Annotated in this window: 23 protein-coding genes; 11 read left to right on the top strand and 12 right to left on the bottom strand. The window is 56.1% G+C overall.

The window, feature by feature from the left end; all coding sequences use genetic code 11:
* The first annotated feature begins 61 nt into the window (after positions 1–61).
* The 4 genes from Q0816_RS18625 to aat all read left to right on the top strand — a co-directional run bounded on the left by Q0816_RS18625 (position 62) and on the right by aat (position 3,284).
* Positions 62–598 (top strand): LuxR C-terminal-related transcriptional regulator, encoded by a 537-nt coding sequence (locus Q0816_RS18625; RefSeq protein ID WP_298853456.1) that lies wholly within the window; start codon positions 62–64, stop codon positions 596–598.
* A gap of 151 nt (positions 599–749) precedes the next feature.
* Entirely contained in the window at positions 750–1,244 is a 495-nt protein-coding gene (gene accB, locus Q0816_RS18620) for an acetyl-CoA carboxylase biotin carboxyl carrier protein (protein ID WP_298853454.1), read from the top strand.
* A gap of 9 nt (positions 1,245–1,253) precedes the next feature.
* A complete protein-coding gene (gene accC, locus Q0816_RS18615; protein ID WP_298853452.1) occupies positions 1,254–2,603 on the top strand; it encodes an acetyl-CoA carboxylase biotin carboxylase subunit in 1,350 nt (449 codons plus the stop codon).
* A 48-nt stretch (positions 2,604–2,651) separates the two neighbouring features.
* Entirely contained in the window at positions 2,652–3,284 is a 633-nt protein-coding gene (gene aat, locus Q0816_RS18610; RefSeq protein ID WP_298853451.1) for a leucyl/phenylalanyl-tRNA--protein transferase, read from the top strand.
* Here aat and Q0816_RS18605 read toward each other — a convergent pair.
* The 6 genes from Q0816_RS18605 to Q0816_RS18580 form a co-directional block, all read right to left on the bottom strand.
* Positions 3,239–3,607 (bottom strand): DUF2155 domain-containing protein, encoded by a 369-nt coding sequence (locus Q0816_RS18605; RefSeq protein ID WP_298853449.1) that lies wholly within the window; start codon positions 3,605–3,607, stop codon positions 3,239–3,241. The two genes, aat and Q0816_RS18605, sit on opposite strands and share 46 nt — an antisense overlap.
* Positions 3,604–4,056, bottom strand: a complete 453-nt coding sequence (mlaD, locus tag Q0816_RS18600; protein ID WP_298853447.1) for an outer membrane lipid asymmetry maintenance protein MlaD — start codon at positions 4,054–4,056, stop codon at positions 3,604–3,606. Before mlaD ends, Q0816_RS18605 begins: the two co-directional genes overlap by 4 nt.
* Before the next feature lie 11 nt (positions 4,057–4,067).
* A complete protein-coding gene (locus Q0816_RS18595; protein WP_298853444.1) occupies positions 4,068–4,451 on the bottom strand; it encodes an NADH:ubiquinone oxidoreductase subunit NDUFA12 in 384 nt (127 codons plus the stop codon).
* A gap of 79 nt (positions 4,452–4,530) precedes the next feature.
* Positions 4,531–4,893, bottom strand: coding sequence for a RidA family protein (locus Q0816_RS18590; protein WP_298853442.1), 363 nt, complete (start codon positions 4,891–4,893; stop codon positions 4,531–4,533).
* A gap of 196 nt (positions 4,894–5,089) precedes the next feature.
* The gene (gene clpX, locus Q0816_RS18585; RefSeq protein WP_298853440.1) at positions 5,090–6,358 is read right to left on the bottom strand and encodes an ATP-dependent Clp protease ATP-binding subunit ClpX; all 1,269 of its coding nucleotides are present in this window, start codon (positions 6,356–6,358) and stop codon (positions 5,090–5,092) included.
* A 132-nt stretch (positions 6,359–6,490) separates the two neighbouring features.
* Positions 6,491–7,123, bottom strand: a complete 633-nt coding sequence (locus tag Q0816_RS18580) for an ATP-dependent Clp protease proteolytic subunit (RefSeq protein ID WP_298853438.1) — start codon at positions 7,121–7,123, stop codon at positions 6,491–6,493.
* Between the two features lie 368 nt (positions 7,124–7,491).
* Between Q0816_RS18580 and Q0816_RS18575 the strand changes: the two genes are divergently transcribed.
* From Q0816_RS18575 to Q0816_RS18560, 4 genes are all read left to right on the top strand, one after another.
* Positions 7,492–7,833 (top strand): helix-turn-helix transcriptional regulator, encoded by a 342-nt coding sequence (locus Q0816_RS18575; protein ID WP_298853436.1) that lies wholly within the window; start codon positions 7,492–7,494, stop codon positions 7,831–7,833.
* A 60-nt stretch (positions 7,834–7,893) separates the two neighbouring features.
* The gene (locus tag Q0816_RS18570; RefSeq protein WP_298853434.1) at positions 7,894–8,031 is read left to right on the top strand and encodes an entericidin A/B family lipoprotein; all 138 of its coding nucleotides are present in this window, start codon (positions 7,894–7,896) and stop codon (positions 8,029–8,031) included.
* An 833-nt stretch (positions 8,032–8,864) separates the two neighbouring features.
* Positions 8,865–9,038 (top strand): type II toxin-antitoxin system Phd/YefM family antitoxin, encoded by a 174-nt coding sequence (locus Q0816_RS18565; RefSeq protein ID WP_298853432.1) that lies wholly within the window; start codon positions 8,865–8,867, stop codon positions 9,036–9,038.
* Positions 9,039–9,065: 27 nt separating this feature from the next.
* A complete protein-coding gene (locus Q0816_RS18560; protein ID WP_298853430.1) occupies positions 9,066–9,308 on the top strand; it encodes a hypothetical protein in 243 nt (80 codons plus the stop codon).
* Between the two features lie 74 nt (positions 9,309–9,382).
* Here the strand turns inward: Q0816_RS18560 and Q0816_RS18555 are convergent, their stop codons facing one another.
* Both Q0816_RS18555 and Q0816_RS18550 read right to left on the bottom strand, forming a co-directional pair.
* Positions 9,383–9,832 carry a hypothetical protein gene (locus tag Q0816_RS18555; RefSeq protein ID WP_298853428.1) on the bottom strand — a complete coding sequence of 150 codons (450 nt, stop codon included), beginning with the start codon at positions 9,830–9,832 and terminating at the stop codon, positions 9,383–9,385.
* Between the two features lie 105 nt (positions 9,833–9,937).
* Entirely contained in the window at positions 9,938–10,258 is a 321-nt protein-coding gene (locus Q0816_RS18550; protein WP_298853427.1) for a hypothetical protein, read from the bottom strand.
* Between the two features lie 211 nt (positions 10,259–10,469).
* Here Q0816_RS18550 and Q0816_RS18545 point away from each other — a divergent pair, with 211 nt between their 5' ends.
* Complete coding sequence (locus tag Q0816_RS18545) at positions 10,470–11,351, top strand: class I SAM-dependent methyltransferase (protein ID WP_298853425.1); 882 nt, start codon at positions 10,470–10,472, stop codon at positions 11,349–11,351.
* Positions 11,352–11,690: 339 nt separating this feature from the next.
* Here the strand turns inward: Q0816_RS18545 and Q0816_RS18540 are convergent, their stop codons facing one another.
* The 3 genes from Q0816_RS18540 to Q0816_RS18530 all read right to left on the bottom strand — a co-directional run bounded on the left by Q0816_RS18540 (position 11,691) and on the right by Q0816_RS18530 (position 15,437).
* A complete protein-coding gene (locus Q0816_RS18540; protein WP_298853423.1) occupies positions 11,691–12,287 on the bottom strand; it encodes a hypothetical protein in 597 nt (198 codons plus the stop codon).
* A gap of 167 nt (positions 12,288–12,454) precedes the next feature.
* Complete coding sequence (gene lepA / locus Q0816_RS18535) at positions 12,455–14,269, bottom strand: translation elongation factor 4 (protein ID WP_298853421.1); 1,815 nt, start codon at positions 14,267–14,269, stop codon at positions 12,455–12,457.
* A gap of 157 nt (positions 14,270–14,426) precedes the next feature.
* Positions 14,427–15,437 carry a hypothetical protein gene (locus Q0816_RS18530; protein ID WP_298853419.1) on the bottom strand — a complete coding sequence of 337 codons (1,011 nt, stop codon included), beginning with the start codon at positions 15,435–15,437 and terminating at the stop codon, positions 14,427–14,429.
* Between the two features lie 194 nt (positions 15,438–15,631).
* Between Q0816_RS18530 and Q0816_RS18525 the strand changes: the two genes are divergently transcribed.
* Together Q0816_RS18525 and Q0816_RS18520 are read left to right on the top strand one after the other, a co-directional pair.
* Positions 15,632–15,940, top strand: coding sequence for a hypothetical protein (locus Q0816_RS18525; RefSeq protein WP_298853417.1), 309 nt, complete (start codon positions 15,632–15,634; stop codon positions 15,938–15,940).
* Between the two features lie 65 nt (positions 15,941–16,005).
* A complete protein-coding gene (locus tag Q0816_RS18520; protein ID WP_298853414.1) occupies positions 16,006–16,959 on the top strand; it encodes a LysR family transcriptional regulator in 954 nt (317 codons plus the stop codon).
* Here Q0816_RS18520 and Q0816_RS18515 read toward each other — a convergent pair.
* Positions 16,956–17,399: a low molecular weight protein-tyrosine-phosphatase gene (locus tag Q0816_RS18515; protein ID WP_298853412.1), complete on the bottom strand. Its 444-nt coding sequence runs from the start codon at positions 17,397–17,399 to the stop codon at positions 16,956–16,958. The genes Q0816_RS18520 and Q0816_RS18515 overlap by 4 nt on opposite strands.
* Between the last annotated feature and the right edge of the window lie 7 nt (positions 17,400–17,406).

Here is a 17,406-nt window from a genome sequence, read left to right as displayed (position 1 = left end):
GCGGTTACAAGAATTCGCATATCCCCTTCTATTCCGCGTAGTTTCCCTGCACGATAGGCAAATGAGTGACCCCGCCTTTGAATATGCGCCGATCGGGCTTGTTGAGCTGGAAAACCGGATCATCAGGCGCTGCAATCTGCAATTCGCCCGCACATTTGGCGGAGAAGAGGCCGATTACCGGAACATGCCGTTGCTGCATCTCTACCCCTCGGTCGCTGATTGGGAAAGGATCGGAGAGCGCAGCCTGCAGGTGATGCGTGACACCGGGTACTACGCGGATGAGCGTGTCATGCGCCGCCGGAATAGTGATTTGTTCTGGTGCCGGGCGCGCGGACGGTCCTTGACACCTGACGACCCGTTCCGGCATGGAATTTGGAGCTTTTCCGATATTTCGGAAGAACGACCTATTGTCGAATTGACCGTTCGTGAACGCGAAGTGGCGATCCTGTCCTGCCGTGGCCTGTCCGCCAAGGAAATTGGTGCCGAACTTGGGCTGAGTTACCGCACAATCGAGGCCTATCGCGCGCGCCTGCTTGAAAAATTCGGCGCCCGCAAATTGCCCGAACTTGTCGCCAAACTGTCAGGGATGCCCCTGTGACCCGCCTGACCCTTTTAATTATGCGAAAATCCCACCTGTGATGGTGCGAGTCGGCGCTTTTCATGCACCGCCGCTTAGCCTATAACCCTGAATAAATTGATCAGAGCCCGCAAAAAACAGACGGGCCAAAGGGGAACCGTCGAGGACACTCATGACAGATATCAAACACGACGCGGATGTTGCATTCATCAAGGCTCTGGCCGAGTTGCTGCGCGATAACGATCTGACCGAACTGCAGGTCAAGCGTGAATATGGCGAAGAAGACAGCCTGAACGTACGCGTGAGCCGCATGACACAGGCCGCAGCCGCTCCGGTTCAGGTGGCTGTCCCAGCGGCAGCACCCTTGGCAGCTCCGGTAGCTACTCCTGTTGCTGCCGAAGCTCCCGCCGCGCAGGAAGACCCGGCCAGCCACCCTGGCGCCGTAACATCGCCCATGGTTGGCACCGTGTACATGCAGCCGGAACCAGGCGCACCATCCTTTATTACGGTCGGTGCGACGGTGTCCGAAGGCGACACGCTGCTGATCGTCGAAGCCATGAAAACCATGAACCACATCCACGCGCCCAAATCGGGCGCCATCAAGCGCATCCTTGTCGGCGATGGCGATGCAGTGGAATTCGGCACCCCTCTGGTCATCATCGAGTAAGGCGGACCCATGTTCGACAAAATCCTGATTGCCAACCGAGGCGAGATTGCCCTGCGCGTAATCCGTGCCGCGCGCGAGATGGGGATCAAGACGGTCGCCGTCCATTCCACCGCCGACAGCGATGCGATGCATGTACGCATGGCGGACGAATCTGTCTGCATCGGCCCTCCGCCCAGCCCGCAAAGCTATCTGTCAGTGCCCGCGATTATCTCGGCCTGTGAAATCACCGGCGCGCAGGCGATCCATCCTGGCTATGGCTTCCTGTCCGAGAATGCCGAATTCGTGCAGATCGTCGAAGACCACGGCCTGACCTTTATCGGCCCCACTGCGGAGCATATCCGCGTCATGGGCGACAAGATCACTGCCAAGGATACGATGAAAGCCCTGGGCGTGCCCTGCGTTCCCGGATCCGATGGTGGTGTGCCCGATTTGGCAACTGCCAAAAAGATCGGTGAAGAATTCGGGTATCCCGTCATCATCAAAGCCACTGCCGGTGGCGGCGGTCGCGGTATGAAAGTCGCGATGAACGCTGGTGAGATGGAAAGCGCCTTCATGACTGCGCGGGCCGAGGGCAAAGCTGCCTTTGGCAATGACGAGGTCTATATCGAGAAATATCTGACCACGCCGCGACATATCGAAATTCAGGTTTTTGGTGACGGTAAGGGTAACGCTGTCCATCTGGGCGAACGCGACTGTTCGCTGCAGCGCCGCCACCAGAAGGTCTTTGAAGAAGCTCCTGGCCCCAGTATCACACCGGAAGAACGCGCCAAGATTGGCAAAGTCTGTGCCGACGCAGTCGCCAAGATCAACTATATCGGTGCGGGCACGATCGAGTTTCTCTATGAGAACGGTGAGTTCTATTTCATCGAAATGAACACCCGTCTGCAGGTGGAACATCCGGTGACCGAAGGCATCTTTGGTGTCGATCTGGTGCGCGAACAGATCCTTGTTGCCGCAGGTGAGCCGATGTCCTTCGGGCAGGAAGATCTTGTGATCAACGGCCACGCCATCGAGGTTCGGATCAACGCCGAAAAACTGCCCAACTTCTCGCCCTGCCCCGGTAGAATCACCGCGTATCACGCGCCGGGTGGCCTGGGCGTTCGGATGGACTCGGCGCTCTATGACGGCTACTCGATTCCGCCCTACTATGATTCCCTGATCGCCAAACTGATCGTGCAAGGCCGTGATCGGGCCGAAGCACTTGCGCGGCTGGAACGCGCGCTGGGCGAGTTGATTGTCGACGGGATCGACACCACGATCCCCCTGTTCCACGTCCTGTTGCAGGAACCCGATCTGCACAGCGGCGATTACAACATCCACTGGCTGGAGCGTTGGCTTGCGGAGAACATGGAAAAATAATCACCAAGCGTCGGAGGGATCATTCCCTCCGGTAACCTCGTTCCCGACATGAGCTTGTCCCCCGAACTTTTGCTGCATGGGTATTCCATCGGGATATTTCCGATGGCAGAACATCGCGATGATTCCGACCTGTTCTGGGTCGATCCAAAGCTTCGCGGCGTCTTTCCATTGGATGGGTTTCACATTTCCCGAAGCCTGGCACGCCGCATCCGAAACTGTGGTTTCGAGATTTCAATCAATCAGAGTTTTATCGGCGTCGTCGACGGGTGCGCAGACCGGGCCGATACCTGGATCAATGCCGAGCTGCACGACCTCTATCGTCAGCTGCACCAATCCGGCTATGCGCATTCACTCGAGGTCTGGGATGACACCACGCTTGTGGGGGGTGTTTACGGCGTTACCCTGGGGGCCGCCTTCTTCGGCGAAAGCATGTTTTCACGCCGCACGGATGCATCGAAAATCGCCCTCGCCTATCTTGTAGACCGCCTGCGGCAAACCGGGTTTCACCTGTTTGACACGCAGTTCCTGACCGCGCATCTGGCATCGCTAGGGGCTATTGAGATCCCGCGCAGCGCCTACAAAAAAGACCTGGCAGAGGCCCTGAACCTCAGCGCCGATTTCACAGCGCCATTACATCAGTCCGCCGCGGGTGTGATACAGCGTATGACCCAAACGTCATAACGCGCATGATCCAAAGCGTTCAACGCGGGGGACGTGGCAATCATCCAGCCGTCAAACAACTGATCGGCCTTGCCGGTTTCCCAGATGGTCAGATAGGCAAACGCGTCACCCGTTGGGTTGTCCACGGGATAACGGCAGTCCCCCAAGGCAACATCCAGCCCAAAGACGGTTTCCGTCTGACCAGTCTGCAATTCAACATCGACAGTCTGACCGTTGACTTTGTCCAACCCACGCAGCATTGCGCCTGGGGCTGACTGAACTTTCTGCTGTGCAACTGCACTGGTTCCGGCCAACAACAAAGCGCACAGTATGGCACGTATCATTCGCCGCCATCTCCAGCCACGAACTTGACCAGAAGCGAGATCAGGCTGACCGCACCCTGCGTATCCTCAATCTCGTCACCGGACTCGAAGTAAAACAGCGACCCGCCCGGCATGACCTCGACAAAATTGCCCCCCAGCAGACCTTCGGACGAGATCACAATCGCGCTGTCGTCCGGCACCAGAATCCCGTCGGCGATGGTAAATGTCGTGTCTGCACGGTAGGTCTCAGGGTTCAGGTCGACGCCTGTCACGGTTCCAATCTTGACACCGGCAAGGCGAACATCCGTGCCAACGCCCACACCTTCCAGCGACCGGAAGGACGCGCCCAGCTCATAGCCTGCGGGGCCTTGTGACAATCCGGTCGATTGGCTGGCATAAACACCAAACGCCAAGGCGCCGGCCAGCACGACGCCGCCGACAAAAACTTCGGTCCAGTTATGGGTCGACATCTTCGCCTCGTTTATTCCGGGCTCCAGGCCTCATAGTCTTTACGTTCAACCGGCTCTGCGCGACGCAGCGAACCAGCAGGCGCATAGGCCAGTGCGGTACCGGTCAGATTTTCCTGATGTGGTTTTTCCCAGGATTTGTGCGGCAGCGGCTTGTCCGTCGGAGGTTCGTCCCAAGTGCGGTGCAACCAGCCATGCCATTCGGGATCAACTCGGCTGGCTTCTGCCTCACCATTGAAGATCACCCAGCGCTTGCTGTCATCAGCCGTGCGGTAAAACACATTCCCTTCATTGTCTTCGCCCACTTTCACGCCTTTGCGCGCAGTATAAATCTGCGTGTTCAGCGTTGCCCCGTTCCACCACGTCACGGCTCGCAAAAGACTGTTCAGGATTCCCATCGGGTGCCTCCGGCATTTCGTCGACGAAAGGTATGGACCAAAGGCTCGCCAAGGTCCAGTACCCCAAGCGCCACCTGCGTCACTGCGGCAAAATAGCGGTCACTTCGATCTCGATCCTGAATTTCGGATCGATCAAACCGCATTCGATCATTGTCGCAACCGGTGGATTGGCTCCGAAGGTCACGGCCAAAATCGGCCAGCACGGTTCGAACTCGCTGCGATCCGGCAACATGTAAGTGACCCGAACCACATCTGCAAAGCTCGCGCCCGCCTCTGCCAAAGCCTTTTCGATGATACCCAACGCCGACCGGCATTGTTCGACCGCACCTTCACCCTTCCCGACAGTACCAGCCACGTGAACCCAACCGCCCGCGACTACCGCGCGGCAGTATCCAACCTTTGCTTCGAACTCACCGCCCGAGGAAATGCGTTGAACCGTCATGGACATTCACCTTTATCGCTTGGAAAACCGCAGGATTTACAACCGCTTACGCGCGGATATCTTTCCGAAGAAAAACGAATGATCCCCCGTTCATCTGGCTGAAAATACCTCGGGGGAGGTGCCCGAACGGTGGCGGGGGCAGAGCCCCCTTTACCGGATCAACAATTAGAACCACAGGTGTGGTCAGAGGCCGACCTTAACCAGCTGACGCCGATTCCGGTGTGGCGTCCGTATAGATGAACAGTGGCTGGGATTCCGAAATCACAGCCTCTTCGTTCACCACAACTTCGCTGACATTCTTCATGCCCGGCAGTTCGAACATGGTATCCAGCAGAATATCTTCCAGGATCGACCGCAGACCCCGCGCGCCGGTTTTGCGCTCGATGGCTTTCTTGGCAATCGCCTTCAGCGCATCGTCAGTAAAGCCCAGTTCCGCATCTTCCAATTCGAAAAGACGCTGATACTGCTTGACCAAAGCGTTCTTGGGCTTGGTCAGGATAGTGACCAGTGCGTCTTCATCCAGATCCTCCAGCGTCGCCAGAACCGGCAGACGACCGACGAATTCCGGAATCAGGCCAAATTTCAGCAGATCCTCAGGCTCCAGATCCTTGAATATCTCGCCCACGCCGCGATCATCGTTATCACGCACGTCGGCGCCAAAGCCCATCGCCGAGCCCTTGCCGCGCTGTGCGATGATCTTGTCCAGACCTGCAAAAGCACCACCACAGATGAATAGGATATTCGTGGTGTCCACCTGCAGGAATTCCTGCTGCGGATGCTTGCGCCCCCCCTGTGGCGGAACGCTGGCCACAGTACCTTCCATCAGCTTCAACAGAGCCTGCTGTACGCCCTCACCCGACACGTCGCGCGTGATCGAAGGGTTTTCGGACTTGCGGGTAATCTTGTCGACTTCGTCGATATACACGATGCCGCGTTGCGCACGTTCAACATTGTATTCACTGGACTGCAGTAGTTTGAGGATGATGTTCTCGACATCCTCACCCACATAACCGGCCTCGGTCAGCGTGGTCGCATCCGCCATTGTGAACGGCACATCCAGAATGCGCGCCAGTGTCTGGGCCAGCAGCGTCTTGCCGCAGCCGGTCGGGCCAATCAGCAGGATGTTGGACTTCGCCAGCTCGATATCGCTGCCCGCTTTCTGGGCATGATTCAGACGTTTGTAGTGGTTGTGAACAGCAACCGACAGAACACGTTTTGCGGTCGCCTGTCCGATCACATAGTCGTCCAGTACTTCGCAGATATCCTTGGGCGTCGGAACACCGTCAGACGACTTCAGCCCGCTGGCCTTGGTCTCTTCACGGATGATGTCCATGCACAACTCAACGCATTCATCACAGATAAAAACGGTCGGGCCTGCGATCAGCTTACGGACCTCATGCTGGCTTTTGCCGCAGAAGCTGCAGTAGAGCGTGTTTTTCCCGTCGCCGCCTGAATTCGTCGCCATGATCTACCTTTCGGGCTTCGTCCCTGCGCCCCTTTCCGGGGTGCGCTTTCGCCTGTGTGTGCAGCTTAGGCCAGCACTCTGGCGGCTACAATCTCAAAATGACCCCCGCGTCGGTGACGCGGGGTATTGGCCTCAGGCCTCTTCCGTGTCCATTTTTGCACGGTTCTCGACAATCTCGTCGATGTGACCCCATTCCTTGGCCTCTTCCGGGCTCATGAAATTGTCACGGTCCAGTGCTTTTTCAACCGCCTTTTTCGTTTGCCCGGTATGACGCACGTAGATGTCATACAGGCGATCCTTAAGCTTTTGCGTCTCGGCTGCATGAATCATGATGTCGCTGGCCTGGCCCTGGTATCCACCGCTGGGCTGGTGGACCATGATCCGGCTGTTGGGCAGTGAAAAGCGCATACCCTTATCGCCACCGGCGAGCAGAACAGAGCCCATTGAGGCCGCCTGACCGATCACCAACGTGGAACATTTCGGCTTGATATACTGCATTGTATCGTAAATCGACAAACCGCTGGTCACCACGCCGCCGGGCGAGTTGATGTAGATCGAGATTTCCTTGTTCGGGTTTTCTGCCTCGAGGTGAAGCAATTGCGCCACCACCAGATGGCTCATCCCATCATGAATCGGACCATTGATGAAAATGATCCTCTCTTTCAGCAGGCGAGAGAAAATATCATAGGCGCGCTCGCCCCGGCTGGTCTGCTCAACGACCATGGGAACAAGCGTATTCATGTAGGTATCTATGGGATCGAACATTCGTAACCTGCCTGTTTTGCTATGGATCGGGACAATATCCCCACAAGTATTACGTGAGTCTTAGTGTCGGCTCCGGGGGGCTGCAAGGGGGGCAAGCGAGAACGCTGACCGATTATTGGTCGCCGTCAATCCACAGGAGAACTGCCCCAGGTTTCCTCGAGTGACCCACCAGGCAGTTTCCCAGTGTTTCGCGCGTCACCATGGATTGCGGGAACGTTCGATCTGAATTCCCCTTTTATTCATCACGATATTTTGATTCATACATATAGTGATAAATGTACGAAACATGTACTGAAAGGGCTCACATTCACGGCTCTTTACGTTTTGGAAATATCGCCCGGCCAACGGGTTTGCAAGGAACACAATCGATGGCACTTCCCCAGCTGTCCCAGGACATGTCCCAAGAAGAATTTGGCCTTATGGTCAACAACGCGACGCGCGCATCTAACTTCCTCAAGGCAATAAGCCACGAAGGCCGATTGATGATCCTGTGCCACCTCGTATCGGGCGAAAAATCTGTCACGGAACTGGAAGAACTATTGTCCGCCAGACAAGCCGCTGTTTCGCAACAACTTTCCCGCCTGCGGCTGGAAGGGCTGGTGACCCCCCGCAGAGAAGGCAAGGCCATCTATTATCGTCTGGCGGATGACCGTCCGCGCCGCATGCTCGAAGTCGTCTACGAACTGTTTTGCAGCAGCGACGCGGCCTAATACTGGCTCCGCCTGAAAAATGGTGCTACCGAAACATGATCGAGCACCAAGGAGACAACTATGATCCGTGTAATTCTGATTGGCCTGAGCCTGTTTGCTTTGACAGCCTGTGAAACCGCAAAAGGCGCCGGCAAGGACATCGAAAAGGCTGGGGACGCCATCCAGGGCGCGGCTACGGACGTTCAAGAAAACCTTTAATCGCGCCCCTATCTTGCGGAGATCGCAAAACTCAACGCAAGATATGGTTGCTAGATGCACCTGAACGAGGTAACCTTTGCCTTACAGGTGCATAGACGCGGCATTGCATCATCTGACGCTAAATAGGGGCTCTTTTGCACACGCAGAAGAGCCCCGATCCCTTTTCGGAAGGGGTGAGTGGTAGCCTGTATGAAACCGAGTTCCAGCAAAGGAAAAGGCGTCAGGTGCGCAGACGCGGTCTATGCATGCGTCCTTTCGGACACTCCTGACGCCTTACCGGGTCGATGCGCCCCGAAAGACACCCCGATCCAGCTGCCCCAGCCCCCTGAGAGACTGCAGCTGCCGCTTTGATCCCGAAGGAACATCGCAGCGTGCATCGGCCTTCTGAGAAGGCGGCCACCCGATCTGGGTACGAAACCCATGCTCGGTTGATCACCAACCGGTAAGCCATTGCAGTTCAACGCAAATCCTAAGATCCGCTCTCTCTGCCAAGACCCCCGGGCCTTTGCGTTCCACATCAAGTTCCGAAGAACCTGTGCGGTGTTCAGACTGTTGCATTGCGCCCCGTATCCGACAAGAAAATAGCACCGCAGCATGAAAATTAGACGGGGATAAGCTGTTTATATCTTACGGGAAATCTTTGTGGATAATTCGAGAAATTTCGAATCCACGCATGTTTGAACCGGGAAATGTTCAGGCTTGGGCCTAGCGCCTAAATTTTGCCGGATGCTGCAGATGCAAAGGCCGCCGCACATCCGGTTGGGTGAAAACTGCAGGGTTTGCACAACCCTCAGACCCCCGATCATTCGAATCGTACACACGGAGATTCGCCGATGCGTTGCACCATTTCCCATGCTCGCGCCCATCTGGGGGCGCTGGTCACCCGCGCCCAAGACCCACGCGAGGTGATCACCCTGACCCGGCGCGGCAAACCGCTGGCCGCGCTTGTTTCGATCGCCGAGGTCAACTGGATCTGGCATTTGCAGGATGACGATGAGATCAAGTAGAAACACCCGCAATCGGGTATACGCGGAATGTGGTCGCAAGGGCGCAACATTCCGGGGATGGAACCGGGGCCGGACGGCAACTATGTCACCGCGAGCGAAGCCACGCTAAAGGTTCGCGAGATCCAGATGACCCGCGCCGGGGAACGCCGCATTCTTGCGCGGGGTGGTCTGGACCCTGTCGCAGGCGGTGAACTGGCCGCCCGGCCCGCCTCCTCGCTGTGGAGACGATGGTCTCAAATATTGAGAAGCGGTCCGACCCAGCCGTGGTAACCTACTAACCTCCGCCGTAGTCCATGTGCAGCAGCGGTACATACCCCCTACAATCCGACCAGGCCGGACACGCTTCAGTTCACCTGACGTTCCAGAACGGTGCTGTAGGTCGTTCCGTTCCGCAGGCTACGGAAATCCGCATAGATCTTTCCATCTTCGTACCGCGCGTCGATCAACGCATTTGCGCCAATCACCAGCGGCGAGGTTTCAACGATGCCAATCGAACCTGACCCATCCAGGCTGATGGTGCCGGTGGCTTCGTATTCATTCCATACAGTATCGCCATCGCGACGCCATTTGCTGGGCCCCCAAAAGACGTTGCCGTCTTGAAGCTGCACATCCAGCACCCATTCGGCTTGATTGAACCGGGGCTGATCGCCCTTGTAGTAATGGCTGGGCTGGACAGTTGTGTAAGACCCCAGCCACGTGCCCCGCAGGTCGGGTGTGGTATCGGCCAATGCGGCCGTTCCAAGGGCGAGGGTCGTGGCCAAAGCGGCTGCTCCGGCAGTCATGTATCTGGTCATGGGCTCTCTCCTTTGTCTGGTAAACAGATTGGGAGAGTGCATACCGGTTGCAACTTACCTGAGGGAAACTTCATGATTGATTCAGCGGACGCTTAGACTTGGATCTCAGGCCCAGGCCAGAGCCGTGCCGACAATGACCAGCGCGATGCCAATCCCTTCGCGATACGAGAAGTTTTCACCGAACAGAAAATACGAGGCGATGGCGATCAACACGACCTCGGCCCCCAGAATGCCGGTATAGATGATGCCCAGACGCTCGTTGCGCAGGGCGGCGAGTTCCAGTGTGGCCGCCGCCAGCAGGGTTGCAACGATCAGAAGGGTCAGGCCAACACCGGGGAGTTTCCACCAGAACTTCATCGAGATCATGGCCACGGAATAGAGACCCGCCGACCCAAGAGCGATGATGGGGATCATGGATGTGGACATTGGGGCCTCCTGCCGAGGTTGCCGTTTGGTCAAGTGTAGCAGGAGGGTTAAGGTTGGGCTGTGAGGTTGGTCACAGTATGAGATGGGTTGAAAACCCATCCTACGTCGGGCGGGTTTTCAACCCACCAATCCATCCCCGCGGGGCGGGTTGAAGCCTGCCTTACAGCAAAAGCGCCGCCCGTTTTGCCGGAGGCAAACGTTCAGGTTAACATTGGCGCGACGTTCCAGCAGCATTCAATACGACACATCTACAGAGCGATCACAGCAGCTTAAACTTGACGAGCACGAGCAGTTAGTTTCGAGGGTTTACTTTCCTTCACTCCGAAGCTTTAAAAAACATCGCGTGAAAAGATATCGAAGAATATTTTGGGTTATTACTGTGTCTCCAGACTTCCAACCTTCAGACTATGACGATCTCTTGTCTTCAGCACAGTGGGCTGAAAACTTGCGCGATCTCAATCAGTACGTCGCGCATTCACTACAGCGGGCGGGAGAACCTCCAGTACTAAACGGCAATCTGTTTTACGGGCACCTGGCTCAAGGTTTCCAAACACTCCCGTTTGTTGAAAAATTCGAGCCCAAGCGAAGAAATTTCTTTGAATTGGCGCGACGCTCCACCTGCCTGTTCGAAATAGGCGTGAACGCGGGCCACAGCATGTTGTTGGCGCTCATGGCCAATCCGGAACTTAAGTGTGTTGGCGTGGATGTCTGCCAGAGATTAAGCCGCCGATGGGCTCGGGTCGACATTTACGTACCTGCAGCGTTCAATTGGCTAAAATACAAATTCGCTGACCGGGTTGAGCTGATAAAAGGAAATTCTCTGGTCGAAGCTCCAGCATACAGCCTGAAGCATCCTGATGCGAAAATCGATTTCCTGCATCTCGACGGAGCCAAAGACACTCACCTAAGAGAGGTCTTGGCACTCCAATCCCTCATGCCATCTGGGGCGTTCGTAGTACACGATGATTTCAACCTTAGGCCGGTTCGGATTGCAGACAGACAATTGAGACGTCTCAACTTTACCAAACCGATTGATTACACGGAATACGACCTGACAGAGTGCGAGGTTCACGTGGTGCGAGCCAAAACCTGAACTGGTGGTTTTTAGTTTGAAGCGACGCATTCGAAACTCCAGTTTAGCTCGTAAATCAAAACGTTTACAAAGGTTGACAGGTCAGAGGGCAACCAAGAATATCATCTTGATATTTTCTTGATAATTGCAGACATACATCGCGGATAGCGGCGTTTGAACAGCAGAACAGAGAGCAACTTCGACCCGAGGGGAGGCCAATCGCGCCGCCCGTTTTGCCGGAGGCAAACCTTTGGTTTGACGGGCGCGGATCGGCGCGGCCCGACGGTGCCGCCGGGCGGGTAGGTTGATTGGAAGTGTTCAAAATGAGTGGCCAATCGAGAAATCCGTCAACCCAAGACGTTATAGGTGGTCGAATACTCTCCGTGAATCCACGTCGTCTGCTAACTGCATTCTTGCAAGTTCGTTTGCCGAGATGGTTGTGAAATTGTATCCAACGTCCCGCCGCATCGCAACTAGGACCTTAGCTACCGCTTTCATCACCTCTGCAAGACGTTCAGCTAGATCGCGGCTTTCGTCCGGAGACTCTGCGGAAAATCTGGTGAGGCAATCTTTGTAGTCCAAATATGCTCGAATTACTTCGTCAGAGCCCCAAAACACCACATCTTTGTGAAACTCCAACATATCCTTGAGAATCTTATTTCCATCGATGGGCTGTCCGTGGATTTTTTGGTGGTGCATTGTATTGAAATAAAAATCATAGAACCGCTTGTAGATTTCTATTTTCTCCACAGATATTCGCTGTTTTGCTTCTCGTCTCTGCTCAAAGTATCTTCCTAAGAAGAATACAATCACTGAGCCTATCGCAGCTATCGCCGCACCTTTTACGGAATCCGAAGCTCCTGAAATCGTGGTCAGCGACCAATCAAAAACCTTCCATAGAACAATTGCGGACGCTATTCCCACAACTCCGACAACGTACTTGTATGGTCTTTTCAAGTTTCTAACCCCAAACCCAAATTTCAGAAAAATAGAATACCGAGTGAGTGCCCATTCGGCTAGGTTATTTAGGTAGATATGCCAAGGTGTTAGTAATTTCCACCGTGTGGGCACGCAGTTGGCTGCGCCAACCGCTTTCGCCCACCCGCCGTAAAAATCGACAACCTTCAGCTGTCCATTTTTAAGGCGCTGATAAACGCCTCCTGCGGGATATCGACCTTCCCGAACTGGCGCATTTTCTTCTTACCCGCCTTCTGCTTGTCCAGCAGCTTGCGTTTCCGCGTGGCGTCGCCGCCGTAGCATTTCGCGGTCACGTCCTTGCGTAAGGCCGAGAGGGTCTCGCGCGCGATGACCTTGCCTCCGATGGCGGCCTGGATCGGGATTTTGAACATGTGGCGCGGGATCAGATCTTTCAGCTTTTCGCACATCGCCCGGCCCCGCATCTCGGCCCGGTCGCGATGAACCATGGTTGACAGCGCGTCAACGGGTTCGTCATTCACCAGCACCGACATCTTGACCAGATTATCCTCGGTATAGCCGGTCATCTGGTAGTCGAACGAGGCATAGCCCTTGGTCACCGATTTCAGACGGTCATAGAAGTCAAAGACGACTTCGTTCAGCGGCAGGTCATAAACGACCATGGCGCGGGAGCCCGCATAGGTCAGGTCCATCTGGATGCCACGGCGGTCCTGACACAGTTTCAGCACGTCGCCGAGGAATTCGTCCGGCACAAGGATGGTCGCCTTGATGCGCGGTTCCTCGATATGGTCGACCTTGGACGGGTCGGGCATGTCGGCGGGGTTATGCAGCTCGATCATCTCCCCCTCCACACCTTCTTTGGCTTTCATGTAGACGTGATAGATCACCGACGGCGCGGTGGTGATCAGCTCGATATCATATTCGCGCTCAATACGGTCGCGGATCACCTCAAGGTGCAGCAGCCCAAGGAAGCCACACCGGAAACCAAAACCAAGCGCGGCAGAGGTTTCCATTTCAAAGCTGAAGCTGGCGTCGTTAAGGGCCAGTTTGTCGATCGCGTCGCGCAGGTCTTCGAATTCGGCGGAGTCCACGGGGAACAGACCACAGAACACCACCGGCTGCGCGGGTTTGAAACCATCCAGCGCCACTTCGGTGCCGTTGCGGTCATTGGTGATGGTGTCACCGACACGGGTGTCGCGGACCTGTTTGATCGAGGCGGTGAGAAAGCCGATCTCACCGGGGCCAAGCGAGTCCACCATCTCCATCTCGGGGCGGAAGACGCCAACGCGGTCGACATGGTGCAGGGTGTTGTTCGACATGAACTTGACCCGCATGCCCTTTTTCAGCGTACCGTCCATGATGCGGACCAGAACGATGACACCGAGATAGGCGTCGTACCAGGAATCCACCAGCATCGCCTTGAGCGGCGCGTCAAGCGTGCCTTTGGGCGCTGGCAGGTGAGTGACGATGGATTCCAGCGTCTCATGGATGCCCTGCCCGGTCTTGGCGCTGACCTGAATGGCCTCAGATGCGTCGATGCCGATCACATCCTCGATCTGTTCGGCCACGCGGTCACAATCGGAGGCAGGCAGGTCGATCTTGTTCAGCACGGGCACGATGTCATGATCGGCGTCGATGGCTTGGTACACATTCGCCAGCGTCTGCGCTTCGACCCCTTGCGTCGAGTCCACAACCAGCAGCGAGCCCTCGACCGCGCGCATGGACCGGCTGACCTCATAGGCAAAATCCACGTGGCCGGGGGTGTCGATCAGGTTCAGCACGTAATTCTCGCCATTGTCGGCGGTATAGTCGATGCGGACCGTGTTGGCCTTGATGGTAATGCCACGCTCGCGCTCGATATCCATGCTGTCGAGCAGCTGTTCTTTCATGTCGCGATCCTTGACCGTTCCGGTCTCTTGGATGAGCCGGTCAGCAAGGGTGGATTTGCCATGGTCGATATGCGCGACGATGGAGAAATTGCGGATATGAGCGAGGTTTGTCATGGGTTGGGGATATGCGTCGGAAATGGGCTGTGGTCAATGGTACAAGACGAGTTGCCAAGACCAAAGTAGCCTCACTTTGCATTGGACGAAAAAGCGAGGGGTAGCCCGAGATCGATTTCAGGCTCAACTCGACAATGCAATGGTGCTACACGCCCTGCTACGGCAGATGCTGATGTTGAAGTTTCTGCATATTGGACATGAAACAGTGGTTGTAAGTTACGCCTAGATCAGAGTTCCATTGTCTGAGATCGACAATTGAACGAACAACGTCGCCTTCAATGCGTTCACTTGCCCAATATCGCTCATTGGAAATCAGACCCTGAAGCGGACTTCTCGGAGTGAAAGGTGAGGATAGCAAGGTAGCCCCAGTGGCTGTGCAGACAGACACTTCGCCCGAGCAGTGTTCACTGCAGAAGTTCCGAATGGGTGTCCAAGCCTCTATCTCTCCGCTCAATCTAGTCGCTGCTTCACGAACGTCCGAATTTTCTACTAGTTCTCTTGGAGTGAACGCACCCCACGCCAATTCAGATTCAAGAAATCGCTCATCGCCCGAAAGCGTGCCAGCTACTCGCGCAGAACCGGCATAGCGATTGGCTGAGCCCTGCGATGCTTGAAACAACGCCCAAACTAACAAAACATCGGCTTCTTTGGGAAGCTTGCCATCAAGCCCTTGCAAGACAGAAATCAGCTCTCCCGCTTTGCCGTTCAAAAGCATGGATTGAGCGGCAATCATCGCCGTCTGTGGTTCACCCAATTCCACCAGCGCAGCAATTGCCGGAGCTTTCTCTCCTATTCTTGAAGCTTGAAGAAGTGCCAGTGCCAAAGGCTCTGAATTCTGCGCTTCGGTCAGCCAAGTTTTGCCGGATAAGCCTCCTGACTTGCGCAGAAGTTCAATGCGTTCTTTTCGATCCATATCTGCGGTTACGTGAGAATGAAAACTGCTCCGGCTTGCGATGCTCGCGAGCAGTATTTGAGCCGCGGCGTTTCCCTGTTGAGCCTGCTCAGACAAATCTTGCAACGCGCGTAAATCGTCGCCATCCAACCACGCCCGAACCGCACCCTGGAACTCCGGCGCGTCTTCGCCTTGCAAAGAACCAGCTTCCGAAATGACCGCTATCGAAGACAGGCAAATGGCGGCTGTTAAAAAGAGTGTCTTGATCGAATTCACTGTCCTACCCCATGATTTGACTGCTCAATTTCGTTACTGACACACCTCAATCTGTCGTTCTGCGTCACGCCAAATCAACACCGTTTGATTTGCCTGTCAAAACAATTGATCCCTCCCCCCGTTTGATTCATACTCCGCCGCAGACCGAGAGGGGCGTCAGACCCGTCCGGGCAGGCAAAAAACGAGGCTCGAGTATGAAACAGTTCCTCCTCATCGCATTTTGTGCGGCATCGCTTACGGCGGTGGCTCCGGTTGCGGACGCGGCGCAGATCAAACGGGCGTGTCTGGCTTCAGACCGGTCGGCGGCGACACGGGATCGGTGCAACTGCATTCAGCGGGTTGCCAATCAGGCGCTGACCCGCAGCGATCAGAAGACCGTCTCGAAGTGGTTTAGCGATCCGCATCAGGCGCAGGAGTTGAAGATGTCGAAAACCGCGCGCGATGATGCGCTGTGGGATCGGTATCAGAACTTCGGTCAGATGGCGAAGGCGATCTGCAGCTAACCCGTTCAGAACGCTTGACCTGATCCACGCTGCGCCCCAGAAAGGCGCAGCGAAAGGGATTTTGTATGATTATGAAAGGGCTGACCCTGCGAGGCCTTGAAGTGTTCGAGGCGCTGGCGCGGACGGGATCGGTGGCGCAGGCGGCCGAGATCACCGGGCTCAGCCAGCCGTCGGTCAGCCAGCAATTGCGTAATCTGGAAAAGGCGCTGGGAACCGAACTTGTGGACCACGGGCGTCGACCGATGCGGCTGACGCAGGCCGGGCGCAGCTTTCTGGCGCGGGCCGAGACAGTGCTGGCCGAGTTGCAGATGGCGCAAAGCGAGCTGTCGGTCATGGATCTGGGGCATCTGACCACGCTCTCCATCGGGTTGATCGACGATTTTGACAATGATCTGACGCCGCGGCTGGCCACGTTGCTGGCCGACAGCCTGACCCGGTCAAATTTCAAGCTGATCACCTTGTCGAGCCTCGATCTGTTCGAAGCGTTGGACGAGCAACGATTACATATGGCTGTCACCGCTCATAGCGGCGAGGTTCTGGATGGGGTGGTTGAATACCCTCTGGTCCGTGATCCGTTCATTCTGGTGGCCCCACAGGGGGCCGGTGGCGTCGAGGCCGCGCAAGAGAGGCTACCGTTTCTGCGCTATGCGCGCGAGCAACTGATCAGCCGCCAGATCGAGGCGCATCTTGCACGCGGGTCGCAGCAGTTTGAGGAACGCTTTGAGATCGGCTCGCACATGGCGCTGATGGCAATGGTTGCGCGCGGCCTTGGCTGGGCAATCACGACGCCGCTAGGCTTCATGCGCGCGGCGCGGTTCCATGAGGGGCTGGAGGCCCACCCTGCCCCGTTCGGTGATTTCTCACGTACAATTTCTCTGTTGGCTCGAACAGACTGGTCTGATCAGGTACCCCAAGAGGTTGCAGGCATGACGCGCCGCCTGATGCAGAAACAGATCCTGGATCCGGCGCTGGCCAAACTGCCCTGGCTGAACGGACCGCTGCGGGTGATCGGCGGTTAAGCGTCCAGATGCGCGGTAAGGCCTTCGACCGCTGCTTCGATCAGGTCTAGCGCGCCATCGAAATTCCTTGTGTAATACGGGTCAGGCACATGATCCGCCCCGGTTTCGGGCGCGAAAGCGGTCAACAGGTGCACCGGGGTATCGTTGCCCATTGGGCGCAGGTCCTCGATATCGGCGATGTTGTTGGCGTCCATGCCGATGATCAGGTCGAACCGGTCGAAATCAGCGGCACAGAACTGACGGGCGCGCAGATCGCTGAGGTCGATATCTCTGCCCTTCGCCGCCACTTGCATTGGACTATAAGGCGGGTTGCCTGCATGCCAGCCCATGGTTCCGGCACTATCGGTTACATGATGCGGCGCACGGGCGCGAAATACGCCCTCGGCAGCAGGCGAACGGCAGATATTGCCCAAACAGACAAAGAGGATACGGTGTGACATGCGTAAT

Origin of the sequence: uncultured Ruegeria sp. (assembly GCF_947497005.1) — a bacterium.
Taxonomy (GTDB): domain Bacteria; phylum Pseudomonadota; class Alphaproteobacteria; order Rhodobacterales; family Rhodobacteraceae; genus Ruegeria.
The sequence above is the reverse complement of the archived record's forward strand: the minus strand, read 5'-3'. Positions and strand labels throughout refer to the sequence as shown.

Bases quoted from the DNA above. Each gene is read 5' to 3' on its own strand.
- Q0816_RS18625 (WP_298853456.1), top strand. From the start codon at position 62: ATGAGTGACCCCGCCTTTGAATATGCGCCGATCGGGCTTGTTGAGCTG.
- accB (WP_298853454.1), top strand. From the start codon at position 750: ATGACAGATATCAAACACGACGCGGATGTTGCATTCATCAAGGCTCTG.
- accC (WP_298853452.1), top strand. From the start codon at position 1,254: ATGTTCGACAAAATCCTGATTGCCAACCGAGGCGAGATTGCCCTGCGC.
- aat (WP_298853451.1), top strand. From the start codon at position 2,652: ATGAGCTTGTCCCCCGAACTTTTGCTGCATGGGTATTCCATCGGGATA.
- Q0816_RS18605 (WP_298853449.1), bottom strand. From the start codon at position 3,607: ATGATACGTGCCATACTGTGCGCTTTGTTGTTGGCCGGAACCAGTGCA.
- mlaD (WP_298853447.1), bottom strand. From the start codon at position 4,056: ATGTCGACCCATAACTGGACCGAAGTTTTTGTCGGCGGCGTCGTGCTG.
- Q0816_RS18595 (WP_298853444.1), bottom strand. From the start codon at position 4,451: ATGGGAATCCTGAACAGTCTTTTGCGAGCCGTGACGTGGTGGAACGGG.
- Q0816_RS18590 (WP_298853442.1), bottom strand. From the start codon at position 4,893: ATGACGGTTCAACGCATTTCCTCGGGCGGTGAGTTCGAAGCAAAGGTT.
- clpX (WP_298853440.1), bottom strand. From the start codon at position 6,358: ATGGCGACGAATTCAGGCGGCGACGGGAAAAACACGCTCTACTGCAGC.
- Q0816_RS18580 (WP_298853438.1), bottom strand. From the start codon at position 7,123: ATGTTCGATCCCATAGATACCTACATGAATACGCTTGTTCCCATGGTC.
- Q0816_RS18575 (WP_298853436.1), top strand. From the start codon at position 7,492: ATGGCACTTCCCCAGCTGTCCCAGGACATGTCCCAAGAAGAATTTGGC.
- Q0816_RS18570 (WP_298853434.1), top strand. From the start codon at position 7,894: ATGATCCGTGTAATTCTGATTGGCCTGAGCCTGTTTGCTTTGACAGCC.
- Q0816_RS18565 (WP_298853432.1), top strand. From the start codon at position 8,865: ATGCGTTGCACCATTTCCCATGCTCGCGCCCATCTGGGGGCGCTGGTC.
- Q0816_RS18560 (WP_298853430.1), top strand. From the start codon at position 9,066: ATGTGGTCGCAAGGGCGCAACATTCCGGGGATGGAACCGGGGCCGGAC.
- Q0816_RS18555 (WP_298853428.1), bottom strand. From the start codon at position 9,832: ATGACCAGATACATGACTGCCGGAGCAGCCGCTTTGGCCACGACCCTC.
- Q0816_RS18550 (WP_298853427.1), bottom strand. From the start codon at position 10,258: ATGTCCACATCCATGATCCCCATCATCGCTCTTGGGTCGGCGGGTCTC.
- lepA (WP_298853421.1), bottom strand. From the start codon at position 14,269: ATGACAAACCTCGCTCATATCCGCAATTTCTCCATCGTCGCGCATATC.
- Q0816_RS18525 (WP_298853417.1), top strand. From the start codon at position 15,632: ATGAAACAGTTCCTCCTCATCGCATTTTGTGCGGCATCGCTTACGGCG.
- Q0816_RS18520 (WP_298853414.1), top strand. From the start codon at position 16,006: ATGATTATGAAAGGGCTGACCCTGCGAGGCCTTGAAGTGTTCGAGGCG.
- Q0816_RS18515 (WP_298853412.1), bottom strand. From the start codon at position 17,399: ATGTCACACCGTATCCTCTTTGTCTGTTTGGGCAATATCTGCCGTTCG.